This window comes from Bradyrhizobium ferriligni (assembly GCF_056837965.1).
Genome location: NZ_JBXEJO010000019.1, coordinates 17,449 through 36,189, shown reverse-complemented (window position 1 = coordinate 36,189; position 18,741 = coordinate 17,449). Strand labels below are relative to the sequence as shown.

General features: G+C 64.1%; 10 protein-coding genes. 5 read left to right on the top strand and 5 right to left on the bottom strand.

The window, feature by feature from the left end:
* The first annotated feature begins 221 nt into the window (after positions 1-221).
* The 3 genes from AC1VNY_RS13490 (at position 222) to AC1VNY_RS13480 (ending at position 4,892) form a co-directional block, all read left to right on the top strand.
* Positions 222-2,393, top strand: a complete 2,172-nt coding sequence (locus AC1VNY_RS13490) for a type I secretion system permease/ATPase (protein WP_482405550.1) — start codon at positions 222-224, stop codon at positions 2,391-2,393.
* 14 nt (positions 2,394-2,407) lie between these two features.
* On the top strand, positions 2,408-3,658 hold the full coding sequence (locus tag AC1VNY_RS13485; RefSeq protein WP_304499601.1) for an HlyD family type I secretion periplasmic adaptor subunit: 1,251 nt from the start codon (positions 2,408-2,410) through the stop codon (positions 3,656-3,658).
* 220 nt (positions 3,659-3,878) lie between these two features.
* On the top strand, positions 3,879-4,892 hold the full coding sequence (locus tag AC1VNY_RS13480; RefSeq protein ID WP_482405495.1) for a transglutaminase-like cysteine peptidase: 1,014 nt from the start codon (positions 3,879-3,881) through the stop codon (positions 4,890-4,892).
* Between the two features lie 85 nt (positions 4,893-4,977).
* On the opposite strand, the gene AC1VNY_RS13475 is transcribed toward AC1VNY_RS13480, so the two are convergent.
* Positions 4,978-14,700 (bottom strand): beta strand repeat-containing protein, encoded by a 9,723-nt coding sequence (locus AC1VNY_RS13475; RefSeq protein WP_482405494.1) that lies wholly within the window; start codon positions 14,698-14,700, stop codon positions 4,978-4,980.
* A 174-nt stretch (positions 14,701-14,874) separates the two neighbouring features.
* On the opposite strand from AC1VNY_RS13475, the gene AC1VNY_RS13470 reads away from it, so the two are divergent.
* Positions 14,875-15,378, top strand: a complete 504-nt coding sequence (locus AC1VNY_RS13470; RefSeq protein ID WP_244435646.1) for a hypothetical protein — start codon at positions 14,875-14,877, stop codon at positions 15,376-15,378.
* A gap of 50 nt (positions 15,379-15,428) precedes the next feature.
* Here the strand turns inward: AC1VNY_RS13470 and AC1VNY_RS13465 are convergent, their stop codons facing one another.
* On the bottom strand, positions 15,429-15,983 hold the full coding sequence (locus AC1VNY_RS13465; RefSeq protein ID WP_482405493.1) for a DUF3617 domain-containing protein: 555 nt from the start codon (positions 15,981-15,983) through the stop codon (positions 15,429-15,431).
* Between the two features lie 266 nt (positions 15,984-16,249).
* Positions 16,250-16,888, bottom strand: a complete 639-nt coding sequence (locus AC1VNY_RS13460) for a hypothetical protein (RefSeq protein ID WP_482405492.1) — start codon at positions 16,886-16,888, stop codon at positions 16,250-16,252.
* Positions 16,889-17,160: 272 nt separating this feature from the next.
* Between AC1VNY_RS13460 and AC1VNY_RS13455 the strand changes: the two genes are divergently transcribed.
* Positions 17,161-17,535 (top strand): hypothetical protein, encoded by a 375-nt coding sequence (locus tag AC1VNY_RS13455; protein WP_028345103.1) that lies wholly within the window; start codon positions 17,161-17,163, stop codon positions 17,533-17,535.
* A 62-nt stretch (positions 17,536-17,597) separates the two neighbouring features.
* On the opposite strand, the gene AC1VNY_RS13450 is transcribed toward AC1VNY_RS13455, so the two are convergent.
* Both AC1VNY_RS13450 and AC1VNY_RS13445 read right to left on the bottom strand, forming a co-directional pair.
* On the bottom strand, positions 17,598-17,861 hold the full coding sequence (locus AC1VNY_RS13450) for a hypothetical protein (RefSeq protein WP_028345104.1): 264 nt from the start codon (positions 17,859-17,861) through the stop codon (positions 17,598-17,600).
* A 97-nt stretch (positions 17,862-17,958) separates the two neighbouring features.
* Positions 17,959-18,729 carry an SDR family NAD(P)-dependent oxidoreductase gene (locus tag AC1VNY_RS13445; RefSeq protein ID WP_482405491.1) on the bottom strand — a complete coding sequence of 257 codons (771 nt, stop codon included), beginning with the start codon at positions 18,727-18,729 and terminating at the stop codon, positions 17,959-17,961.
* Positions 18,730-18,741: the final 12 nt, after the last annotated feature.

Below are 18,741 nucleotides of genomic sequence, written 5' to 3'. Positions count from 1 at the left end.
GCCGGAAGGGCCCCAAGTCGGGGCCCTTTCGATTCCTTATTAATCGTTAAGATAAGTTTCGCTGAATTTGTTCGCTGTTTGTTGTAGTCTGCCCGAAATCTAATGCGATTGCTGCATTTCCATTTTGCTTGTCGAGGTTTCAGTTGTTGTTTCGAACCCCCAGCGCGGCGGCCGACGCCGTCCGCCCCTCGCCGGATGACTCAACCTCAAAGCCTGTCGCGATAAATGGGCCACGCGCGCTGGGCGACGATCCCCTCACCGCATCGTTGACTTATCTCGCCGCCCATCACGGCCGCGCGGTCAGCCGCGCAGCTCTCCTCGGCGGACTTCCGATCACGAACGGATGCCTGTCCGTCTCGCTCTACGACCGCGCGGCAAGGCGCGCCGGTCTGGAGACCGAGGCCGTCAAGCGCGACATTTCAGACATTCCCGCGCTGGTCCTGCCGGCCGTCCTCGTCATGAAGAACGGCTCAGCGCTGATCCTTCTGGGTGTGGACCCGGCGAACAAGGCGATCAAGGTCGTTGATCCGGCGACGCCGAACAGCCCGCGCGTTGCCGACATCGCCTCGCTCGCCACGGACTATACCGGCTATGCGTTCCTGGTGAGAAGCGCGCCGCAGGCCGATGCGCGCGCCGTCGCCGCAGGCGACATCCCCAAGAGCCACTGGTTCTGGTCGGTGGTGAAGACGCATTGGCGCAGCTACGGGCACATCGCGGTCGCGGCCTTTCTGACCAACATCCTCGCGTTGGCGACGCCGCTGTTCACGATGAGCGTCTATGACCGCGTCATCCCCAACGGGGCGATCCCCTCCCTGATCGCGCTCTCGATCGGCATGGGGCTCGGCATCGTCTTCGATTTCATCTTCCGCATGGTCCGCAGCCGCATGATCGACGTGACCGGCAAGACCATCGACGTCGTGCTGGCCGCGAACATCTTCGAGCATGTGATGTCCGTGAAGATGGCGCAGCGGCCGACGTCGGTTGGCATCCTGGCCAATCAGCTCCGGGATTTCGACTCGGTGCGCGAGTTCTTCACCTCCGGAAGCGTGGTTTCGGCCACCGACCTGCTGTTCGCCATCCTCTTCGTTGGGGTGCTGTTCCTCATCGCCGGACCGCTGGCCTGGATCCCGCTGATCATGCTGCCGCTGGTCATGCTGATCGGCTTCCTGCTGCAACGCCCGCTCGATCGCGCCATCAAGCGGCTGCAGGCCGAATCCGCCGCCCGGCACGGCGTGCTGGTCGAGTCGCTGTCCGGCCTCGAAACCGTCCGTGCGACCGGCGCCGAGGCCCGCATGCAGACCTTGTGGGAACGCTCGGTTGCCGCGACCGCCCGATCCGGCGAGGACGTTCACTTCTGGTCGTCGATGTCGCTGACGAGCGCGAGCACGGCCCAGCAGATCACGAGCCTGCTCCTCGTCATCGTCGGCATTTTCCTGATCCTCGACGGCAAGCTGAGCGTCGGCGCGCTGGTCGCCGCAAACATGCTCGCCGGGCGTGTTCTGGCGCCGATCGCCGGGATCGCCTCGGTGATCACCAAGGGCACACAGACGATCACGGCCCTCAAGGCGATCGACCGCATCATGTCGATCGAGCGGGAACGGTCGCCGACCCGGTCCTATGTCACAAGACGAATCGAAGACGGCAAGGTCGCCTTCGAGAACGTGTCGTTCGCCTACCCCAACGCGCCGGGTAACGCGCTCGAAAAGGTCAGCTTCAAGATCGAGGGCGGAGAGAGGGTCGGCATCATCGGCAGGGTGGGCTCTGGCAAGACCACGGTCGGCAGGTTGCTGCTCGGATTTTACGAACCGAAGGAAGGCCGCATCCTGGTCGATGGTGTCGACTCGCGCCAATACGATCCCTCGGACCTGCGCGCCGGCATCGGCTTTGCGATGCAAGATACCGACCTGTTCTTCGGCAAGCTGCGTGACAACATCGCCCTTGGCAAACCGGAAGCGACCGACGAGGAAGTCCTGCTTGCCGCGCGGCTCTCCGGCGTCGAAAGCTTCATCGCCGGCCATCCGATGGGCTATGACATGCCCATCTCGGAAGGCGGCCGCAGCCTGTCGGGCGGCCAGAAGCAGGCCATCGGGCTCGCGCGCGTTCTGATCCGCAAGCCCCGCGTGCTCTTTCTCGACGAGCCGACGGCGCACTTCGATATTCGCAGCGAACAGGAATTCCTTGAGCGGCTCAAGGGCCTCAATGATGATCGCATGACCATCATCATTTCGACCCATCGCCTGTCATTGCTGAACATGGTCGATCGCTTGCTGCTGTTCGACAATGGCCGCCTGGTTGCCGACGGCCCGCGCGACAAGGTGCTCGCCCTGCTCCAGGGCCGGCCGGCGTCCGCGGCCCCGTCGCCGGAGAATACGATTCAGCCGAAATCCGCATAACGAGCAAATACATTATGGCGTCTTCCGATTTCACATTTGCAAATGATATCCGGTCCGCGGCGCTGCTGCGGACGCCGCGCACCTCCCGCATGCTGCTGTGGACCTCGTGCGCGCTGCTTGCGACGTTCTTGATCTGGGCTCATTTTGCCGTGCTGGACGAGGTCAAGCGCGGCAGCGGCCGCGTCGTGCCGTCGCGGCAGATGCAGGTGGTTCAATCGCTCGAAGGCGGGATCGTCGGCGACATCCTGATACGGGAAGGCGACATCGTTCAGCAGGGCCAGTCCCTGATGCGCATCGATGATACGAAATTTGCTTCCGAGTTCGGCGAAATCCGCGAGCGGCGCGCGGCGATGGCGGCGCGAGTGGCCCGCCTCGACGCCGAGGCGCGCGGCCGAGCCGAGATCACCTTCCCGGATGATCTCGACAAGATGGTCCCCGCCGCCGTCGCGACCGAGACCAGCGTGTTCAAGATGCGGGGTCAGAAGGTCGCGCAGGACATCGACGTCCTCAACCAGCAGGTCACTCGCCTCACCGGCTCCCTCAAGCTCCTGGAGCGCGAGCAGACCCTGACGCGCAGGCTGTATGAGCAGAAGGTCGTGCCCGAGATCGAGATGCTGCGACTTGATCGGCAGGCAACCGAGATGAAGGGACAGCTGGCCGAAGCGCAATCGAAGATCGCGAACATCACCGCCTCGTTCCGTTCACAGGCCGACGAGGACCTCGCCAAATCGCGCGCCGACCTCGCCGTGCTCGACGAGAATATCAAGTCCGCCCAGGACCGGGTGCGCCGCACGGATCTGAGGGCGCCGGTCCACGGCATCGTCAACAAACTGAACATCAGTACCATCGGTGCCGTCGTACAGCCGGGCGCCAACCTGATGGACATCGTGCCGCTGGACGACACGCTGCTGGTGGAAGGCCGGATTCGTCCCCAGGACATCGCGTTTATCCGTCCCGACCAGGACGCGGTGGTGAAGATCAGCGCCTATGATTCCTCGGTCTATGGATCGCTGAAGGGCAAGGTCGAACGCATTAGCGCCGACACCATTGTCGACGACAAGGCGGAAAAGACCGAACGCCAGGAGACCTTCTACCGGGTCATGGTGCGTACCGATAAGAACCATCTCGGCACCGAGCAGCATCCGCTGCCGATCATTCCGGGCATGGTGACCACGGTCGAGGTCCTGACCGGCGAGAAATCCGTGCTGGACTACATTGTGAAGCCCGCGCGCCTGCTGCGTGACGAGGCCCTGCGCGAACGCTGATCGCGACCACGGATTCCGTGGTTAACCGATCGTGACCTCGGTTCGTTCAATTTCGAACGAACCGGCAAACCCCGGATTGACTGCCTTTTTGACATTCGAGGTGGCGGCCCCCTCCACTTAACTCCACTTAAGCGGCCAAGGCGCCAGTTTGCGTCCCGATAACAGCGGGGACGCAGATCGACGCACAGACGTTGACGGTCCCCGACATTGGGGACGTCATATGAAGTCGCTGAACTTTGCTTCGTCGGCCGTCATGGCCGTGGCTGCATTTTCGATCAGTCTTTGCGCAGCGCCGTCCGCGTTCGCTGCAGACGAGCTCTCCCTCGGCAATTCCGCCGCCGAGTTCGCGCCGGCGTCGGACGCCGCGTCGAACCGGCCGCCTGCCACCTTCTTCACCATCGCCGACGTCCTGGCCAAGCTCGACCGGCAGCGCGGACGTGGTCCGAACGCCATTCGCACCGCCTCGCTCACGCCGCCAAATACCGCGACCGACGCGGTGCCCGCGGCAAAGCCGCTTCCGCCTGTCAGCGCCGAGCCGTTTGGCCTGTTCACCTTCCGCGCACCGGAAAACAGCCTGTGGCGCAAATGGCGCGGCCTCGAATCCGATCTCGCAAGGGAGCAGAGCGTTCTCGAGCAATGCCGGGAGAGCGCCGCCGGCTGCCCATCGCAAGCCGCGCAATTCCTTCGCCTGATCGGCGCGGTCAAGTCCAAGTCCGGACGCGACCGGCTGGATGAGGCCAACCGCGCCGTCAACCAGGCGATCCGCTATGTCAGCGACTTCGCCCAGCACGGCGAGCCCGACCGCTGGACCGCCCCGCTCGCCACCTTCGCGACCGGCAAGGGCGACTGCGAGGACTATGCGATCGCAAAATACATCGCGCTCAGCGAAGCCGGCTTCCCGCGCGAGGATCTGCGCCTCGTGCTGGGCCGCGATCGCGCCATCCGCCAGGATCATGCCGTGCTGGCGGCGCGGCTGGATGGCCATTGGCTGATCCTGGACAGCCGCCGCTCCGAACTGATCGACGACGGCGAGCTCGGCAACTTCACGCCGATGTTCGCGATCAACGACCGCGGCGTGCAGCTGTTTGCGGCACCCTACGCCAAGCGGCTCCCGCTCGGCGATGAACTCGACGCGGCGCCGGCGGCCGCCAATGCGGCGGAGACCGAATGGACCGGCGTGGAAGCGCTGGACGCGGCAAGCCCGCTCTTGCGCTTCCTGCCCGTGCTGATGTGATTGCGCGCGAGAAAGGCGACAATCCAATCAACAAAAAATCCGCGGAGAGGTCTCCGCGGATTTTCGATTTTGCTGCAAGCCTGGCCTAGAAAACATGAACGTTCGTAGCCGCCGGCAAGCCGGTGCTCACATGTGCGAGGTCCACCTTGTCGGAGCCCGTGCCATTTGCCGAGTACCAGAGCTCCTGGGTCGTATTGTTGAAGAAGAACTTGTTCGTGCTTGCACTTTCGTTCCAGGCGCTGGCGTTGTTCTCGGTCTGGCCGGTGACTGCCGATGACGTGAACTGACCAGGCGTAAGGGCGTTTGAAGCGCCCGTCGGCAGGCTCAGACCGGCCACGTCGAGAAGGAGCGTATCACCACTGTTGAAATCACTGATGATTTCGTGGGCGCTGAGATTGAGAACAAACTTGTCGTCCCCACCATTGCCGGTGAGCGTCTCGTTGGTTGGTCCGGCGACAATGACATCATTGCCGGCCGTGCCCATCAGGGTCGTCGTGCCATTGATGTTGATATTGATGGTGCTCGACGCCGTGTCGCCGTCACCGTCAATCGTCGACACGTTGAAGCTCAGATCCTCGGAGACGTTCGTGGTCGACGAAACTCCGACGCCAACCAGGTCGACCTTGCCGCTGCCTGTCACGTCCGTGAACTGGACAGTGTAGAGCTGCAGGCCGGCCGGCGCTGTGGGCGTCGACCATTCGGTGGCGACCGTGGTGTGGGTGGAAGGATCGAAATCACCGGATACCGATGTGATGGAGGCGGCGTGCACTCCGTCCCAATAGGAGACGACGTAGTGGATTTTGTCGCCGCCGGCGTAGTGCGAGAACGTGTAGTTCGCGACCGATTCGTTTGCCGGCGGATGGAACCCGGCGTTGCCGACCGGGCTGGCGATTGCGCCGCTCGTGAAATCGAACAGCAGCTTTTCATTGGGGTCGAAGTTATTGTTGTCGACGCCCCAGCCGCTGGTTGATCCGTTCACACCGCCTTGGCCGCCGCCGGAGGTCGTGCCCGAAACAACCGCCAGCTGATCGGTGTTCGAGGAAAGAACCTGCTCTTCCGATGGTCCCGAGCCGAAGGAGGATGAACTGCCGACATTCTGGATCGTTGTCTCCGTGAATGGCTGAAGCAATGTAAATAGGTAGTGACCGGTTGTGTCATCCAGATTCAGCGTGAAGATATTGTTCGCCGCCGACGGGGCCGCACCGATATAGGCCGTCAAATTCTGTCCAAGTGCGTCGATGGAATAGTGCACGGCCTGGCCATTGAACGTCAGGCCGGCCGGCGCCGTGTTTCCAGTCAAGGTGAAGTCATATGCGCCGAAACCATCGGCGCCGGAGAACACGGGCAGGTTACCGACCACGGACATTCCCGCGTAATCGGCAATGATTCCATGCTCGATCGTGCCGAAACTCGGGCCGTCGTCGAGGAAGCTGATATGCGTGCTGATGTCGGCGGTGGCCGTCACATGATCGCCATCGGCGTCCGTCAGCGTGACCGTCGCGCCGATCTTGCCGGCCGTCATCGTCAGCAGATCGTTCGAACTGGCGGTGCTGTTGTGGTGGAGCGAGAGATAGTCCGCCACATAGAGCTGGCCGGTGATCGGATCGATGGCGATCGCGAAGGCCGTTTGGCCCGTCAGGCTGGGGTTGGCGACATCGTTGCCCACCGTACCGATGATCCGGCCGCTGGCATCCAGCGACAGCGCGATCCCTGTGCCATCCGTCAGTGTCAGGCCTGACGCAGCGCTGAGGACGCTCAACGCGTAGGTCGTAGACCCCGCGCCGTCAGAGCCGAAGCTGCCGCCGGCCACCGTCAAGATGCTGCTCGCGCCCGTCGAGGCAAAGCTGAGCGCACCATTGTCCAGCGACGCTGCCGACACATCGGTGTCGACGCCCTTGTTCGCAACCGTGCTGAACAGCGCGGCGACGGTGCTGGCGGCACCGTTGAACGTGATCGCAGTGGAGCCGAGCACGTCGCTCGCGCCGCCGATGGTCTGCACGCCGGGCGTCTCGTCCACGCCGATCGTAGCTGCGCTCACAGTCGCCGTCGGCGCCGTCGGGCCGCTGTCCTGGATCGTGAACACGCCGGTGCCGAGGTCGAGCGGCGTCGACACGCTGTCGCCGTCGGCATCGACGATGGTCTGCACCACCTGCAGCAGATTGGCGCTAGTCAACGTCAGCGTGGCCGCATCGTCCGGATTGTTCGGATCGGAGTGCCAGACGTTGTTGACCTGGGTGAAGGTCACGATCCCGGTCGCGGGATCAATGGTGATCGTGAAGTAGGTCGTCGCGCCAACCGAACCGGTGATGGTGTTGCCGGACTGGTTCAGCAGAATCTGCGCACCCTGTCCGATACCATCGCCGTCGCCGGCAGTCTTGTCGGTCGCATCGAGCGCATAGAGGCCGGAGGCCACGTTTGAGCCCGTCAGCTTCAGCGTGTAGGTCGTCGAACCCGCACCGTCGCTGCCGTAGCTGCCGCCGGTGAAGTTGTCGGAGAAGTTCGCCGTCACGGAAACAAGCCCGTTCGGCGCCGTGCCGCCCGCGGTGTCGGTGCCAACAGGACGCGTCTCGTCCAGCACGAGCGTGTCGGTCGGGCCGGTCACTGTGCCGGCGGTCGGGCCGCTGTCCTGGATCGTGAACACGCCGGTGCCGAGGTTCAGCGGCGTCGTCACGCTGTCGCCGTCCGCATCGGTGATGGTCTGCACCACCTGCAACAGATTGGCAGCCGACAGCGTCAGCGTCGCGGCATCGTCCGGGTTGGTCGGATCGGAGTGCCAGATATTGTTAAGCTGGGTGAAGGTCACGATGCCGGTCGAAGGATCGATCGTGATCGTGAAGTAGTTGGTGCCACCGACCGAGCCGGTGATGGTGTTGCCGACCTGGTTCAGCAGAATCTGCGCACCCTGTCCGATACCATCGCCGTCGCCGGCGGTCTTGTCGGTCGGATCGAGCGCATAGAGGCCGGAGGCCACGTTCGCACCGGTGAGCTTCAGCGTGTAGGTCGTGCTGCCGGCACCGTCGCTACCATAGCTGCCGCCGGTGAAGTTGTTGGAGAAGTCCGCCGTCACGGTGTCGAGCCCGGTCGGCGCTGTGCCGCCCGCGGTGTCGCTGCCAACAGGACGGGTCTCGTCCAGCACCAATGTGTCGGTCGGACCTGTCACCGTGCCAGCGGTCGGGCCGCTGTCCTGGATCGTGAACACACCGGTGCCCACGTTGATCGGCGTCGCAACGCTGTCGCCGTCCGCATCGGTGATGGTCTGCACCACCTGCAGCAACTCAGGGCGCGTCAGCGTCAACGTCGCCGCATCGTCCGGGTTGGTCGGATCGGAGTGCCAGATGTTGTTGACCTGGGTGAACGTCACGATCCCGGTCGTCTCATTGATCGTGATCGTGAAGTAGGTCGTGCCGTTCGCCGAGCCGGTGATGGTGTCACCGACCTGGTTGAGCACGATCTGCGTACCTTGGCCGATGCCATCGCCGTCGCCGGCGGTCTTGTCGGTCGGATCGAGCGCATAGAGGCCGGAGGCGACGTTCGAGCCCGTCAGCTTCAGCGTGTACGTCGTCGACCCAGCGCCATCGCTGCCGTAGCTGCCGGCGGTGAAGTTGTTGGAGAAGTCCGCCGTCACGGTGTCGAGCCCGGTCGGCGCCGTGCCGCCTGCGGTGTCGCTGCCAACAGGACGCGTCTCGTCCAGCACCAATGTGTCGGTCGGACCGGTCACCGTGCCAGCGGTCGGGCCGCTGTCCTGGATCGTGAACACACCGGTGCCCACGTTGATCGGCGTCGTCACGCTGTCGCCGTCGGCGTCGGTGATGGTCTGCACCACCTGCAGCAGGTTGGCCGCCGACAGGGTCAGCGTCGCCGCATCGTCCGGGTTGGTCGGGTCGGAGTGCCAGATGTTGTTGACCTGGGTAAAGGTCACGATCCCGGTCGTCTCATTGATCGTGATCGTGAAGTAGGTCGTGCCGTTCGCCGAGCCGGTGATGGTGTCGCCGACCTGGTTGAGCACGATCTGCGTACCCTGCCCGATGCCATCGCCGTCGCCGGCGGTCTTGTCGGTTGGATCGAGAGCGTACAGACCGGACGCCACGTTGGCGCCGGTCAGCTTCAGCGTGTAGGTCGTCGACCCAGCACCATCGCTGCCGTAGCTGCCGGCAGTGAAGTTGTTGGAGAAGTCCGCCGTCACGGTGTCGAGCCCGGTCGGCGCCGTGCCGCCGGCGGTGTCGCTGCCAACAGGACGTGTCTCGTCCAGCACCAAGGTGTCGGTCGGGCCGGTCACCGTGCCCGCCGTCGGGCCGCTGTCCTGGATCGTGAACACGCCGGTGCCGAGGTTGAGCGGCGTCGTCACGCTGTCGCCATCCGCATCGGTGATGGTCTGCACCACCTGAAGCAGGTTGGCCGCCGACAGGGTCAGCGTCGCGGCATCGTCCGGGTTGGTCGGATCGGAATGCCAGATGTTGTTGACCTGGGTAAACGTCACGATCCCGGTCGTCTCATTGATCGTGATCGTGAAGTAGGTCGTGCCGTTCGCCGAACCGGTGATGGTGTCGCCGACCTGGTTGAGCACGATCTGCGTACCTTGGCCGATGCCATCGCCGTCGCCGGCGGTCTTGTCGGTCGGATCGAGCGCATAGAGGCCGGAGGCGACGTTGGCGCCGGTGAGCTTCAGCGTGTAGGCCGTGTTGCCCGCACCGTCGCTGCCATAGTTGCCGCCGGTGAAGTTGTTGGAGAAGTCCGCCGTCACGGTGTCGAGCCCGGTCGGCGCCGTGCCGCCGGCGGTGTCGCTGCCAACAGGACGGGTCTCGTCCAGCACCAATGTGTCGGTCGGACCTGTCACCGTGCCGGCCGTCGGGCCGCTGTCCTGGATGGTGAACACGCCGGTGCCGACGTCGAGCGGCGTCGTCACGCTGTCGCCGTCTGCGTCGGTGATGGTCTGCACCACCTGAAGCAGATTGGCAGCCGACAGCGTCAGCGTCGCAGAATCGTCCGGATTGGTCGGATCGGAATGCCAGATGTTGTTGAGCTGGGTGAATGTCACGATCCCCGTCGAGGGATCGATCGTGATCGTGAAGTAATTGGTGCCGCCAACCGAGCCGGTGATGGTATTGCCGACCTGGTTCAGCAGGATCTGCGCGCCCTGTCCGATGCCATCGCCGTCGGCGGTGGTCGTGTCGGTCGCATCGAGCGCATAGAGGCCGGAGGCCACGTTGGCGCCGGTGAGCTTCAGCGTGTAGGTCGTGTTGCCCGGGCCGTCGCTGCCGTAGCTGCCGGACGAGAAGTTGTTCGAAAAGTCCGCCGTGACGGTGTCGAGGCCGGTCGGCGTGGCGCCGCCCGCAGTGTCGGTGCCGACGGGACGGGTCTCGTCCAGAACCAACGTATCCGCCGCCGCGATCACCGTGCCGGCGCTCGGGCCGCTGTCCTGGATCGTGAACACACCGGTGCCGAGGCTGAGCGACGTCGTCACGTTGTCGCCGTCGGCGTCCGTGATGGTCTGCACGAGTTGCAGCAGTTCGGGGCGCGTCAGCGTCAGCGTCGCGGCGTCATCCGGGTTGGTCGGATCCGAGTGCCAGATGTTGTTGAGCTGGGTGAAGGTCACGATGCCGGTCGAGGGATCGATCGTGATCGTGAAGTAATCGGTGCCGCCGGCCGAGCCGGTGATCGTGTTGCCGACCTGGTTCAGCAGAATCTGCGTACCCTGCCCAATGCCATCGCCATCGCCGGTGGTCGTGTCGGTCGCATCAAGGGCGTACAGGCCGGACGCGACGTTGGCGCCGGTGAGCTTCAGCGTGTAGGCCGAATTGCCCGGGCCATCGCTGCCATAGCTGCCGCCGGCGAAGCCGTTCGAGAAATCCGCCGTCACGGTGTCGAGGCCGGTCGGCGCCGTGCCGCCCGCGGTGTCGCTGCCGACAGGACGCGTCTCGTCGAGCACAAGCGTGTCCGTTGCGCCGGACAGCGTGCTCGCCGTCGGGCCGCTGTCCTGGATCGTGAACACACCGGTGCCGAGGTCGAGCGGCGTCGACACATGGTCGCCGTCCGCATCGGTGATGGTCTGCACCACCTGCAGCAGATTGGCCGCCGAGAGCGTCAGCGTCGCTGCATCGTCCGGGTTGGTCGGATCGGAATGCCAGATGTTATTGAGCTGGGTGAACGTGACGATCCCGGTCGTCTCGTCGATCGTGATCGTGAAGTAGTTGGTGCCGCCAGCCGAGCCGGTGATGGTGTCACCGACCTGGTTGAGCACGATCTGCGTACCCTGCCCGATGCCATCGCCGTCGCCGGCGGTCTTGTCGGTCGGATCGAGAGCGTACAGACCGGAGGCGACGTTCGCGCCGGTGAGCTTCAGCGTGTAAGCCGTGTTGCCCGCGCCGTCGCTGCCATAATTGCCGCCGGTGAAGTTGTTGGAGAAGTCCGCAGTGACGGTGTCGAGGCCGGTCGGCGCGATGCCGCCCGCAGTGTCGGTGCCGACAGGCCGCGTCTCGTCCAGAACGAGGGTGTCGGTCGGACCGGCCACCGTGCCCGCCGTCGGGCCGCTGTCCTGGATCGTGAACACACCGCTGCCGACATCGAGCGGCGTCGACACGTGATCGCCGTCCGCGTCAGTGATGGTCTGCACCACCTGCAACAGGTTGGCGCTCGAGAGCGTCAGCGTCGCGGCATCGTCCGGATTGGTTGGGTCGGAGTGCCAGATGTTGTTGACCTGCGTGAACGTCACGATCCCGGTCGTCTCATTGATCGTGATCGTGAAGTAGGTCGTGCCGTTCGCCGAACCGGTGATGGTGTCACCGACCTGGTTGAGCACGATCTGCGTACCCTGGCCGATGCCATCGCCGTCACCGGCGGTCTTGTCGGTCGGATCGAGCGCATAGAGGCCGGAGGCGACGTTGGCGCCGGTGAGCTTCAGCGTGTAGGCCGTGTTGCCCGGGCCGTCGCTACCGTAGCTGCCGGCCGAGAAGTTGTTCGAGAAGTCCGCCGTGACGGTGTCGAGGCCGGTCGGCGTGGTGCCGCCCGCAGTGTCGGTGCCGACAGGACGGGTCTCGTCCAGAACCAACGTATCCGCCGCCGCGATCACCGCGCCCGCGGTCGGACCGCTGTCCTGGATCGTGAACACACCGGTGCCGACATCGAGCGGCGTCGTCACGCTGTCGCCGTCGGCATCGACGATGGTCTGCACCACTTGCAGCAGATTGGCGCCAGACAGCGTCAGCGTCGCCGCATCGTCCGGATTGGTCGGGTCGGAGTGCCAGATATTGTTGAGCTGGGTGAAGGTCACGATGCCGGTCGAGGGATCGATCGTGATCGTGAAGTAATTGGTGCCGCCAGCCGAGCCGGTGATCGTGTTGCCGACCTGGTTCAGCAGAATCTGCGCGCCCTGCCCGATACCGTCGCCGTCGGCGGTGGTCGTATCGGTCGCATCAAGTGCGTAGAGACCGGACGCCACGTTGGCGCCGGCGAGGTTCAGCGTGTAGGTGGTGTGGCCCGGGCCGTCGCTGCCATAGCTGCCGGGCGTGAAGTTGTTGGAGAAGTCTGCCGTCACGGAATCAAGGCCGGTCGGCGCTGTGCCGCCCGCGGTGTCCGTGCCAACCGGACGGGTCTCGTCCAGCACCAGCGTGTCAGTTGCACCGGTCACCGTGCCGGCGGTCGGGCCGCTGTCCTGGATCGTGAACACACGGGTGCCGACATCGAGCGGCGTCGACACGCTGTCGCCGTCCGCGTCGGTGATGGTCTGCACCACCTGCAGCAGGCTCGGGCTCGACAGCGTCAGCGTTGCCGGATCGTCCGGATTCTTCGGGTCAGAATGCCAGATGTTGTTCGACTGCGTGAACGTAACGATACCGGTCGACGGATCAATCGTGATGGTGAAATACGTCGTCCCGCCGGCCGAGCCGGTGATCGTGTTGCCGGACTGGTTGAGGACGATCTGCGCGCCCTGTCCGATGCCGTCGCCGTCAGCAGTGGTCGTGTCGGTCGGATCCAGCGCGTAGAGACCCGAGGCCACGTTCGAGCCGGTGAGATGCAGCGTGTAGGCCGTATGGCCGGGTCCGTCGCTGCCGTAGCTGCCGGACGTGAAGTCGTGGGAGAAGTCCGCCGTCACGCTGGCAAGCCCGCTCGGCGCAAAGCCGCCCGGCGTGTCGCTGCCAACCGGGCGCGACTCGTCCAGCACCAGCGTTTCCGCCGGCCCTTCCTTCTGGATCACCGTGCCGGCCGTCGGACCGCTGTCCTGAATTGTGAACACGCCGCCACCAAGGTTGATCGGCGTTGTCACGCTGTCGCCGTCCACGTCAGTGATGGTCTGCACCACCTGCAGCAGGCTGGCGCTGGAGAGGGTCAACGTCGCCGCGTCATCCGGGTTGGTCGGATCGGCATGCCAGATGTTGTTGACCTGGGTGAAGGTCACGATCCCGGTCGTCTCGTTGATCGTGATCGTGAAGTAGATCGTACCGTTCGCCGAGCCGGTGATGGTGTCACCGGACTGGTTCAGCACGATCTGCGCACCCTGCCCGAAATGGGCCGGGTTGGTGTCGGTCGGATCCAGCGCATAGAGGCCCGAGGCGACGTTCGTGCCGGTGAGATGCAGCGTGTAGGCAGTGCTGCCGGCACCGTCGGCGCCGTAGCTGCCGCCGGTGAAATTGTTGGAGAAGTCCGCCGTCACGCTGGCGAGACCGGTCGGCGTCGTGCCGCCCGCGGTGTCGCTGCCGACAGGACGCGTTTCGTCCAGCACCAGGGTGTCGGTCGCGCCGGTCACCGTGCCCGCCACCGGACCATCGTCAAGAATCGTCAGATGCGAGCCGACATCGACGCTCGCACTTGCCGACTGATCGTTGTTGTCAGTCACGGTGGCGGTCAGCGTGATCAGACCCGACGCCAGCGTGATCCCTTCATTGAAGTTGCCCGGGGTTGCCTCATGAACCGCGCGCAGATCGGTCAGCGTCACATGACCCGTGGCGTCAACCGAGACCGTGAGGACCAGATCGCCACTGATCGCCGTGCGCCCTTCCACGACGCCGGCCGCGTTGACCGTCAGCAGAACGTGCTGACCGGTCGCCGAATCGATCAGACCGGAATCTTCGTTCGGTGTCGTGACCGACAGCGCATAGGTCAGCGACTGCTGGCCGCCCGGTACCGTGACGTTGAACGACACCTGCACAGACGCGACCGTTGCCCCTGCGGGTCCGAGCCCCGAACCGGCGACACCATGGTTGGTGGCCGCGGTCAGGAAGCTCTCGTCGACAATCAGCGCCGACAGGGGATTGCCGGAAATGATCGGAGGCGGAGCAACGCCCAGCACGAAGCCGGTCGGCGGCGGCGGGGTCACGAGGTTCGGCAACTCTTCCTGCGGCGCCAACACGTTGGTCGGCACAGGAGCTAGCGGATCAATCGCGAACGGACTGAAATTCGCGCCGCTCGCCTGCGCGTTGCCGTTCGAGTTGCCGCTATTGTCGGCCGCCGGCAACACCGAGGTGTCCGTGCTGATCGGAAAAAGAGTCGCGAATTCCTGGACCGAGACCTCGCGCCCCGGCGCCATCTCGATCGTGACATTCTTCTGCCCATCCGCACGGGAGTCGAAGAACGGCTCAACCGTGACGGTCGACTGGTTGTCGAACAGGATGATCAGCTTTTCGCCGACGTGAACCAGCGTGATCTTTTCATTGGCGATCGACGAAAAGTCGACCTTCACCTTCTGGTCGTATCCAAGATTGACGACCACCGCCTGATCGGTCAGCGGCTTGGTCAGCTTGTAAATTCGTACGGGAGCCGAATTGGTGGAATTGCCGGTGCCGGTTGCCTGAGCGACCTGAAACGAACCCTGCATTATCAACTCCGCAAAATGCGATTAGAGGAAAAATTGTAGAAAAATTTAGTTTTAGGCTATTGTTAACCCTCCCCGCGGTCAAGAAATGTATTTGGTTAATCAATGCTTTCCGTGGAAGTGTGGTAAAGATCGGACAGGTCGAAGCTGAAAGAACAACGGCTTAGCCGGATTAACTTGGCCGAAAGCAGTATTTCCCCGGCCCCGTTCGTCCTTCCCGGCGATTTGGAGCAGCAGTCGATGCGGGTGATTCTTCAGGCGTGTGCCGCTGTCTTGATTTGGGGCTGTTTCGGCGCGGCGGCCGCGCAAGCCCCTGCACAACCCGTCCCGCAGGAGACCACGGTGGAGCGCCAGGTTCGCGCCCTGGCCAATCGGGACACCCAGATTGGCCTCTACCTCAACGTGTTACCTGATTGCACGTCGGGGCCGCTGCCGACCATCCGCCTGGTCACTGCGCCGGCTGCCGGAAAGGTGGTGGTGAAGTCGGCGAAGGCGAAGGCCACCAATTACAAGGCCTGCCTGGCGCTCGAGGTGCCGGCCTATGTCGCCTTCTACAAGGCGCCGCCGGAATTTCTCGGCGATGACGCCCTGACCATCGAGGTCAAGTACCAGGGCGGTCGGACCGAAATTCAGAAGATCACCGTCAAGGTCAGCGGCCCGGGAGGCCAGCAAAAGATCTGACCAGGTGACGCGAATGCTGATGCCCTGAATGCCCGCGTAGACCGGCCGCCTTAGAGCGGCTCGCCCTCTGCTTCGTCCTGCTGCAGCGGCACCTCGCTCGGTGCGGAGGCCGGCTGGCTGAGCGAAGCTCTATCCTCGTGGCAATCGCTGATCCGGCGGGCGACCACCCGGTCGGTCCGCGGCGCCTGACCAACATTGGTCTTGTTGACCTCGGTATAGGCCTCGTCGCTGAGAACCGTGATGACGGTGCTGACCGGCCCGAGATAGTCGCAGCGGTTGGAGAAGACGTATTTGTTGTTGATCTTCTCCGGCCGCGAAGAGTGGCAATTTCCAACGGACGGGGATGCGAAGGTCGCCTTCATCGCCTGGGTCGGATCGACACAGCGCGTCATTTCGCGCTCGAGCAGCGTTTGCCGGACGTTCGAGGACGTGGCGATTTCCAGCGTCCGCACGAAGCGCCACATTCCTTTTCGGAAGGTCGGCCCGCTGAATCCCTCCTCCGCCACGGCGCTCGGGGCGGCGAGCACGATCACGGAAAGCGCGGTCACGACGCCAAGCGCGGATGCGCAGATCTTCGACGGGGCGAAGCCCTCACGCGATGTCATTTATTGAATCCCTAACCGGCCGATTGACGCGGATCGCGCGACTTCGCTTGAAGCACGTCCAACCTCACATCATTCAGGAGCATTTCGCGTTAAGGCCCCGTAAATGCTTGGCTTTTGCTCGAAGCCCTCACGAGCTCTCGCGCCAAACACGGTGAATGCCCGGTTGCTTCAGGGCCGGGCAGCTTCGGCGCGAAAGGAAGCGCAGCCCTATGCCGTCGGGACGAATGGACGCCTCGTCCGCCGCCATCCGCCGTCTGGATTGCCGGCTAGTGCTGCAAAGCCGCTGCAGCGGACTTGTCAGTCTTGGCCTCTGATTTGGCCTCTGACTTGGCCTCAATCTTGGCCGCGCTACCGTCGTCGCAGTCGCCAATTCTTGTCGCGACGACCGTGTCGGTCCGGGGATGCTCTCCGGTGCTGATCTCGTTCAGCTCGGTATAGGCCTCGTCGCTGCGCACGGTGATGACGGTGCTGACCGTCCCCATGTAATCGCAGCGGCGTCCGAAGGTGTATTGATTACCGACCTTTTCGGGCTTGTCCGAGACGCAGCTTCCGATCGATCCCGAGGCAAAGGTCGCCTTCATGGCGTGGGTCGGGTCGACGCAGCGCGTCGTCTCCGCGTTGACCACCCGATACTTGAAGTTCTTGTTGGCGGTCCTGACCACATCGAGCGTTCGCACGAAGCGCCACAGACCTTTGCGGAAGCTCGGGCCAGAAAAGGCTTGATCGCCCTGAGCCGCCGCTGCCCGACCGTTCGCCGGTTGAGCTTGAGTCTCCGCATGAGCTGCCAGCGCAGGCAATGAGACAATCATCAGGGCCAGTAGCGAACGTGCAATGCCACCACGGAAGTCCATTCCCACCCCCGATGTCCGTCCGAATGCGTTCGTGATGCGATCCGGTCGGCTCATTGAAGCAATCTCCGGAACACGACTCAATACATCACACCACTTGCAGGGCGAATTGTGGCCAGTAAAGGTGCGTTAACGCTACCGGCCAGCTTGCAGCCGAATTCAGACTTACTGCAGCAAACTTGCAACACCTGACACGCCATTCGCATTGGCGCCGGCCGATCTCCCCGCACCGCACTGGGCAGAGGTTTGACCTCCGAAGTTTTTTTTGCTCATTTAGCGCGAGATATTTTCCTCAATTACTTAGCCTGTCGCTGGACGAGGGGGCACAGATGCGTATTCGGTTTGGCTACACGGTCGCAGGCATTTTGGCCTTGGGCACAACGCTGTTCGGCAACTCCGGGCCGGCGGCGGCAGCGGACCTTGGCCTGGTCACGAAAGCACCGGTCGGCACCTGTACCGAGATCGTCTTCACCTGCGAGAACGGCCATCAATATCCGCTGTGCCCGCGCGCTGTGTCGGTCGAGGGCGAAGTGGTCACGGCCTCCCTGCTCACCGGCCGTGGCGGCATCCATGTGCGGCACGTTCCGATGGGCGTCGGCTATCGCTATGCGGGCCGCGGCGTCTGGCTGGACGGCTTCCGGGAAAACGCGCTGCTCAACTTCGGCAAGCGTCACCAGGTGGCGTGCACCATCGCGCATTCATGAGTGCGTGCTCTGCGTCGCTCCAATGGGCGTGACGCAGAGCACCTCAAGCAGCCGAACTCTCCTCACCCCTTGGTGCGGAGCACGGCGCGCGATGAGCGCGAGAACATATACGCCTTCGGATTGACGTAGACCGGGCAGCGATCCTGCCACTGGTACAGCTGCCAATTCCATTTCCAGCAGCCCGATGCGATCTGGGGCTCTTGCACGTAGTCCAGCCGGTACGGCGGATCGCCAAACGGATAGTAGTCCCCGCATCGCGCCGCCGTCGAAGACAGAACGACGATGGAAGCGGCGGCGGCAATGATCACGGAAAATGACTTGTTCATAACGCCCCTCGATCGAATGACGTGACGGCGCGAGAGTGCCAAATCCGCCGGTCGTTATCAAGGTGCCGCCTGCCTCGTGACCGGCTCGCCGACTGTTCTACACCGCGCGATTCTGCGTCGGCGAGCGGCCGCCGCCATCGGCGACCAGCACCGCGCCGGTCACGAAGGACGCCTCGTCGGAGGCCAGGAACAGGCAGCACGCAGCGATCTCGGCGGGCTCGGCCATCCGTCCCAGGGCAATGCGTCGTTCGACGCCGCGAATCTCGGCATCGACAGTGGTGTCGTTCTGGTCCGCAAGCAGCTGCATTTCATGGGCGCTCATCGGCGTGCGCACCCAGCCGGGCGCCACCGCATTGGCGCGGATGCCGTCGGCGCCGTGCGCATAGGCCAGCGAGCGCGTATAGGCGACGACGGCCGCCTTGCTGGCGGCGTAGCTTGCGCTATCTGGGCTGGCATTGAACGCGGCAACCGAGGCGACGTTCACGATCGCGCCGCCGCGCTGCCGGAGCAGCGGCAGCGACGCGCGACAGACGCGCATCGTCCCCGTGAGGTTGACGTCGAGCGTTTTGGCCCAGACCTCGTCGGAGACGCTGGCGGGCTGATCCGGCACGATCAGGCCTGCGGCGTTGACCACGATGTCGAGCCACGCCCCGCAGGCGGCGACGGCGTTGGCAATGTCGTCCGGCCGCGTGACGTCACCATGGATCGCCTGCCCTCCGCACGCTGCCGCGGCGTCCTGAAGCTCGGCGTCGCCGAGGCCGAACAGCACGACGTGCGCGCCGCTCAACGCCAGCAGCGCCGCCGTGGCCCGGCCGATCCCCGTGGCTGCGCCCGTCACCAGCGCCGTCTTTCCGTCGAGCCGCGGCATCAGAGCATGATC

Bases quoted from the DNA above. Each gene is read 5' to 3' on its own strand.
- AC1VNY_RS13455 (WP_028345103.1), top strand. From the start codon at position 17,161: ATGCGTATTCGGTTTGGCTACACGGTCGCAGGCATTTTGGCCTTGGGC.
- AC1VNY_RS13485 (WP_304499601.1), top strand. From the start codon at position 2,408: ATGGCGTCTTCCGATTTCACATTTGCAAATGATATCCGGTCCGCGGCG.
- AC1VNY_RS13460 (WP_482405492.1), bottom strand. From the start codon at position 16,888: ATGAGCCGACCGGATCGCATCACGAACGCATTCGGACGGACATCGGGG.
- AC1VNY_RS13480 (WP_482405495.1), top strand. From the start codon at position 3,879: ATGAAGTCGCTGAACTTTGCTTCGTCGGCCGTCATGGCCGTGGCTGCA.
- AC1VNY_RS13475 (WP_482405494.1), bottom strand. From the start codon at position 14,700: ATGCAGGGTTCGTTTCAGGTCGCTCAGGCAACCGGCACCGGCAATTCC.
- AC1VNY_RS13450 (WP_028345104.1), bottom strand. From the start codon at position 17,861: ATGAACAAGTCATTTTCCGTGATCATTGCCGCCGCCGCTTCCATCGTC.
- AC1VNY_RS13465 (WP_482405493.1), bottom strand. From the start codon at position 15,983: ATGACATCGCGTGAGGGCTTCGCCCCGTCGAAGATCTGCGCATCCGCG.
- AC1VNY_RS13445 (WP_482405491.1), bottom strand. From the start codon at position 18,729: ATGCCGCGGCTCGACGGAAAGACGGCGCTGGTGACGGGCGCAGCCACG.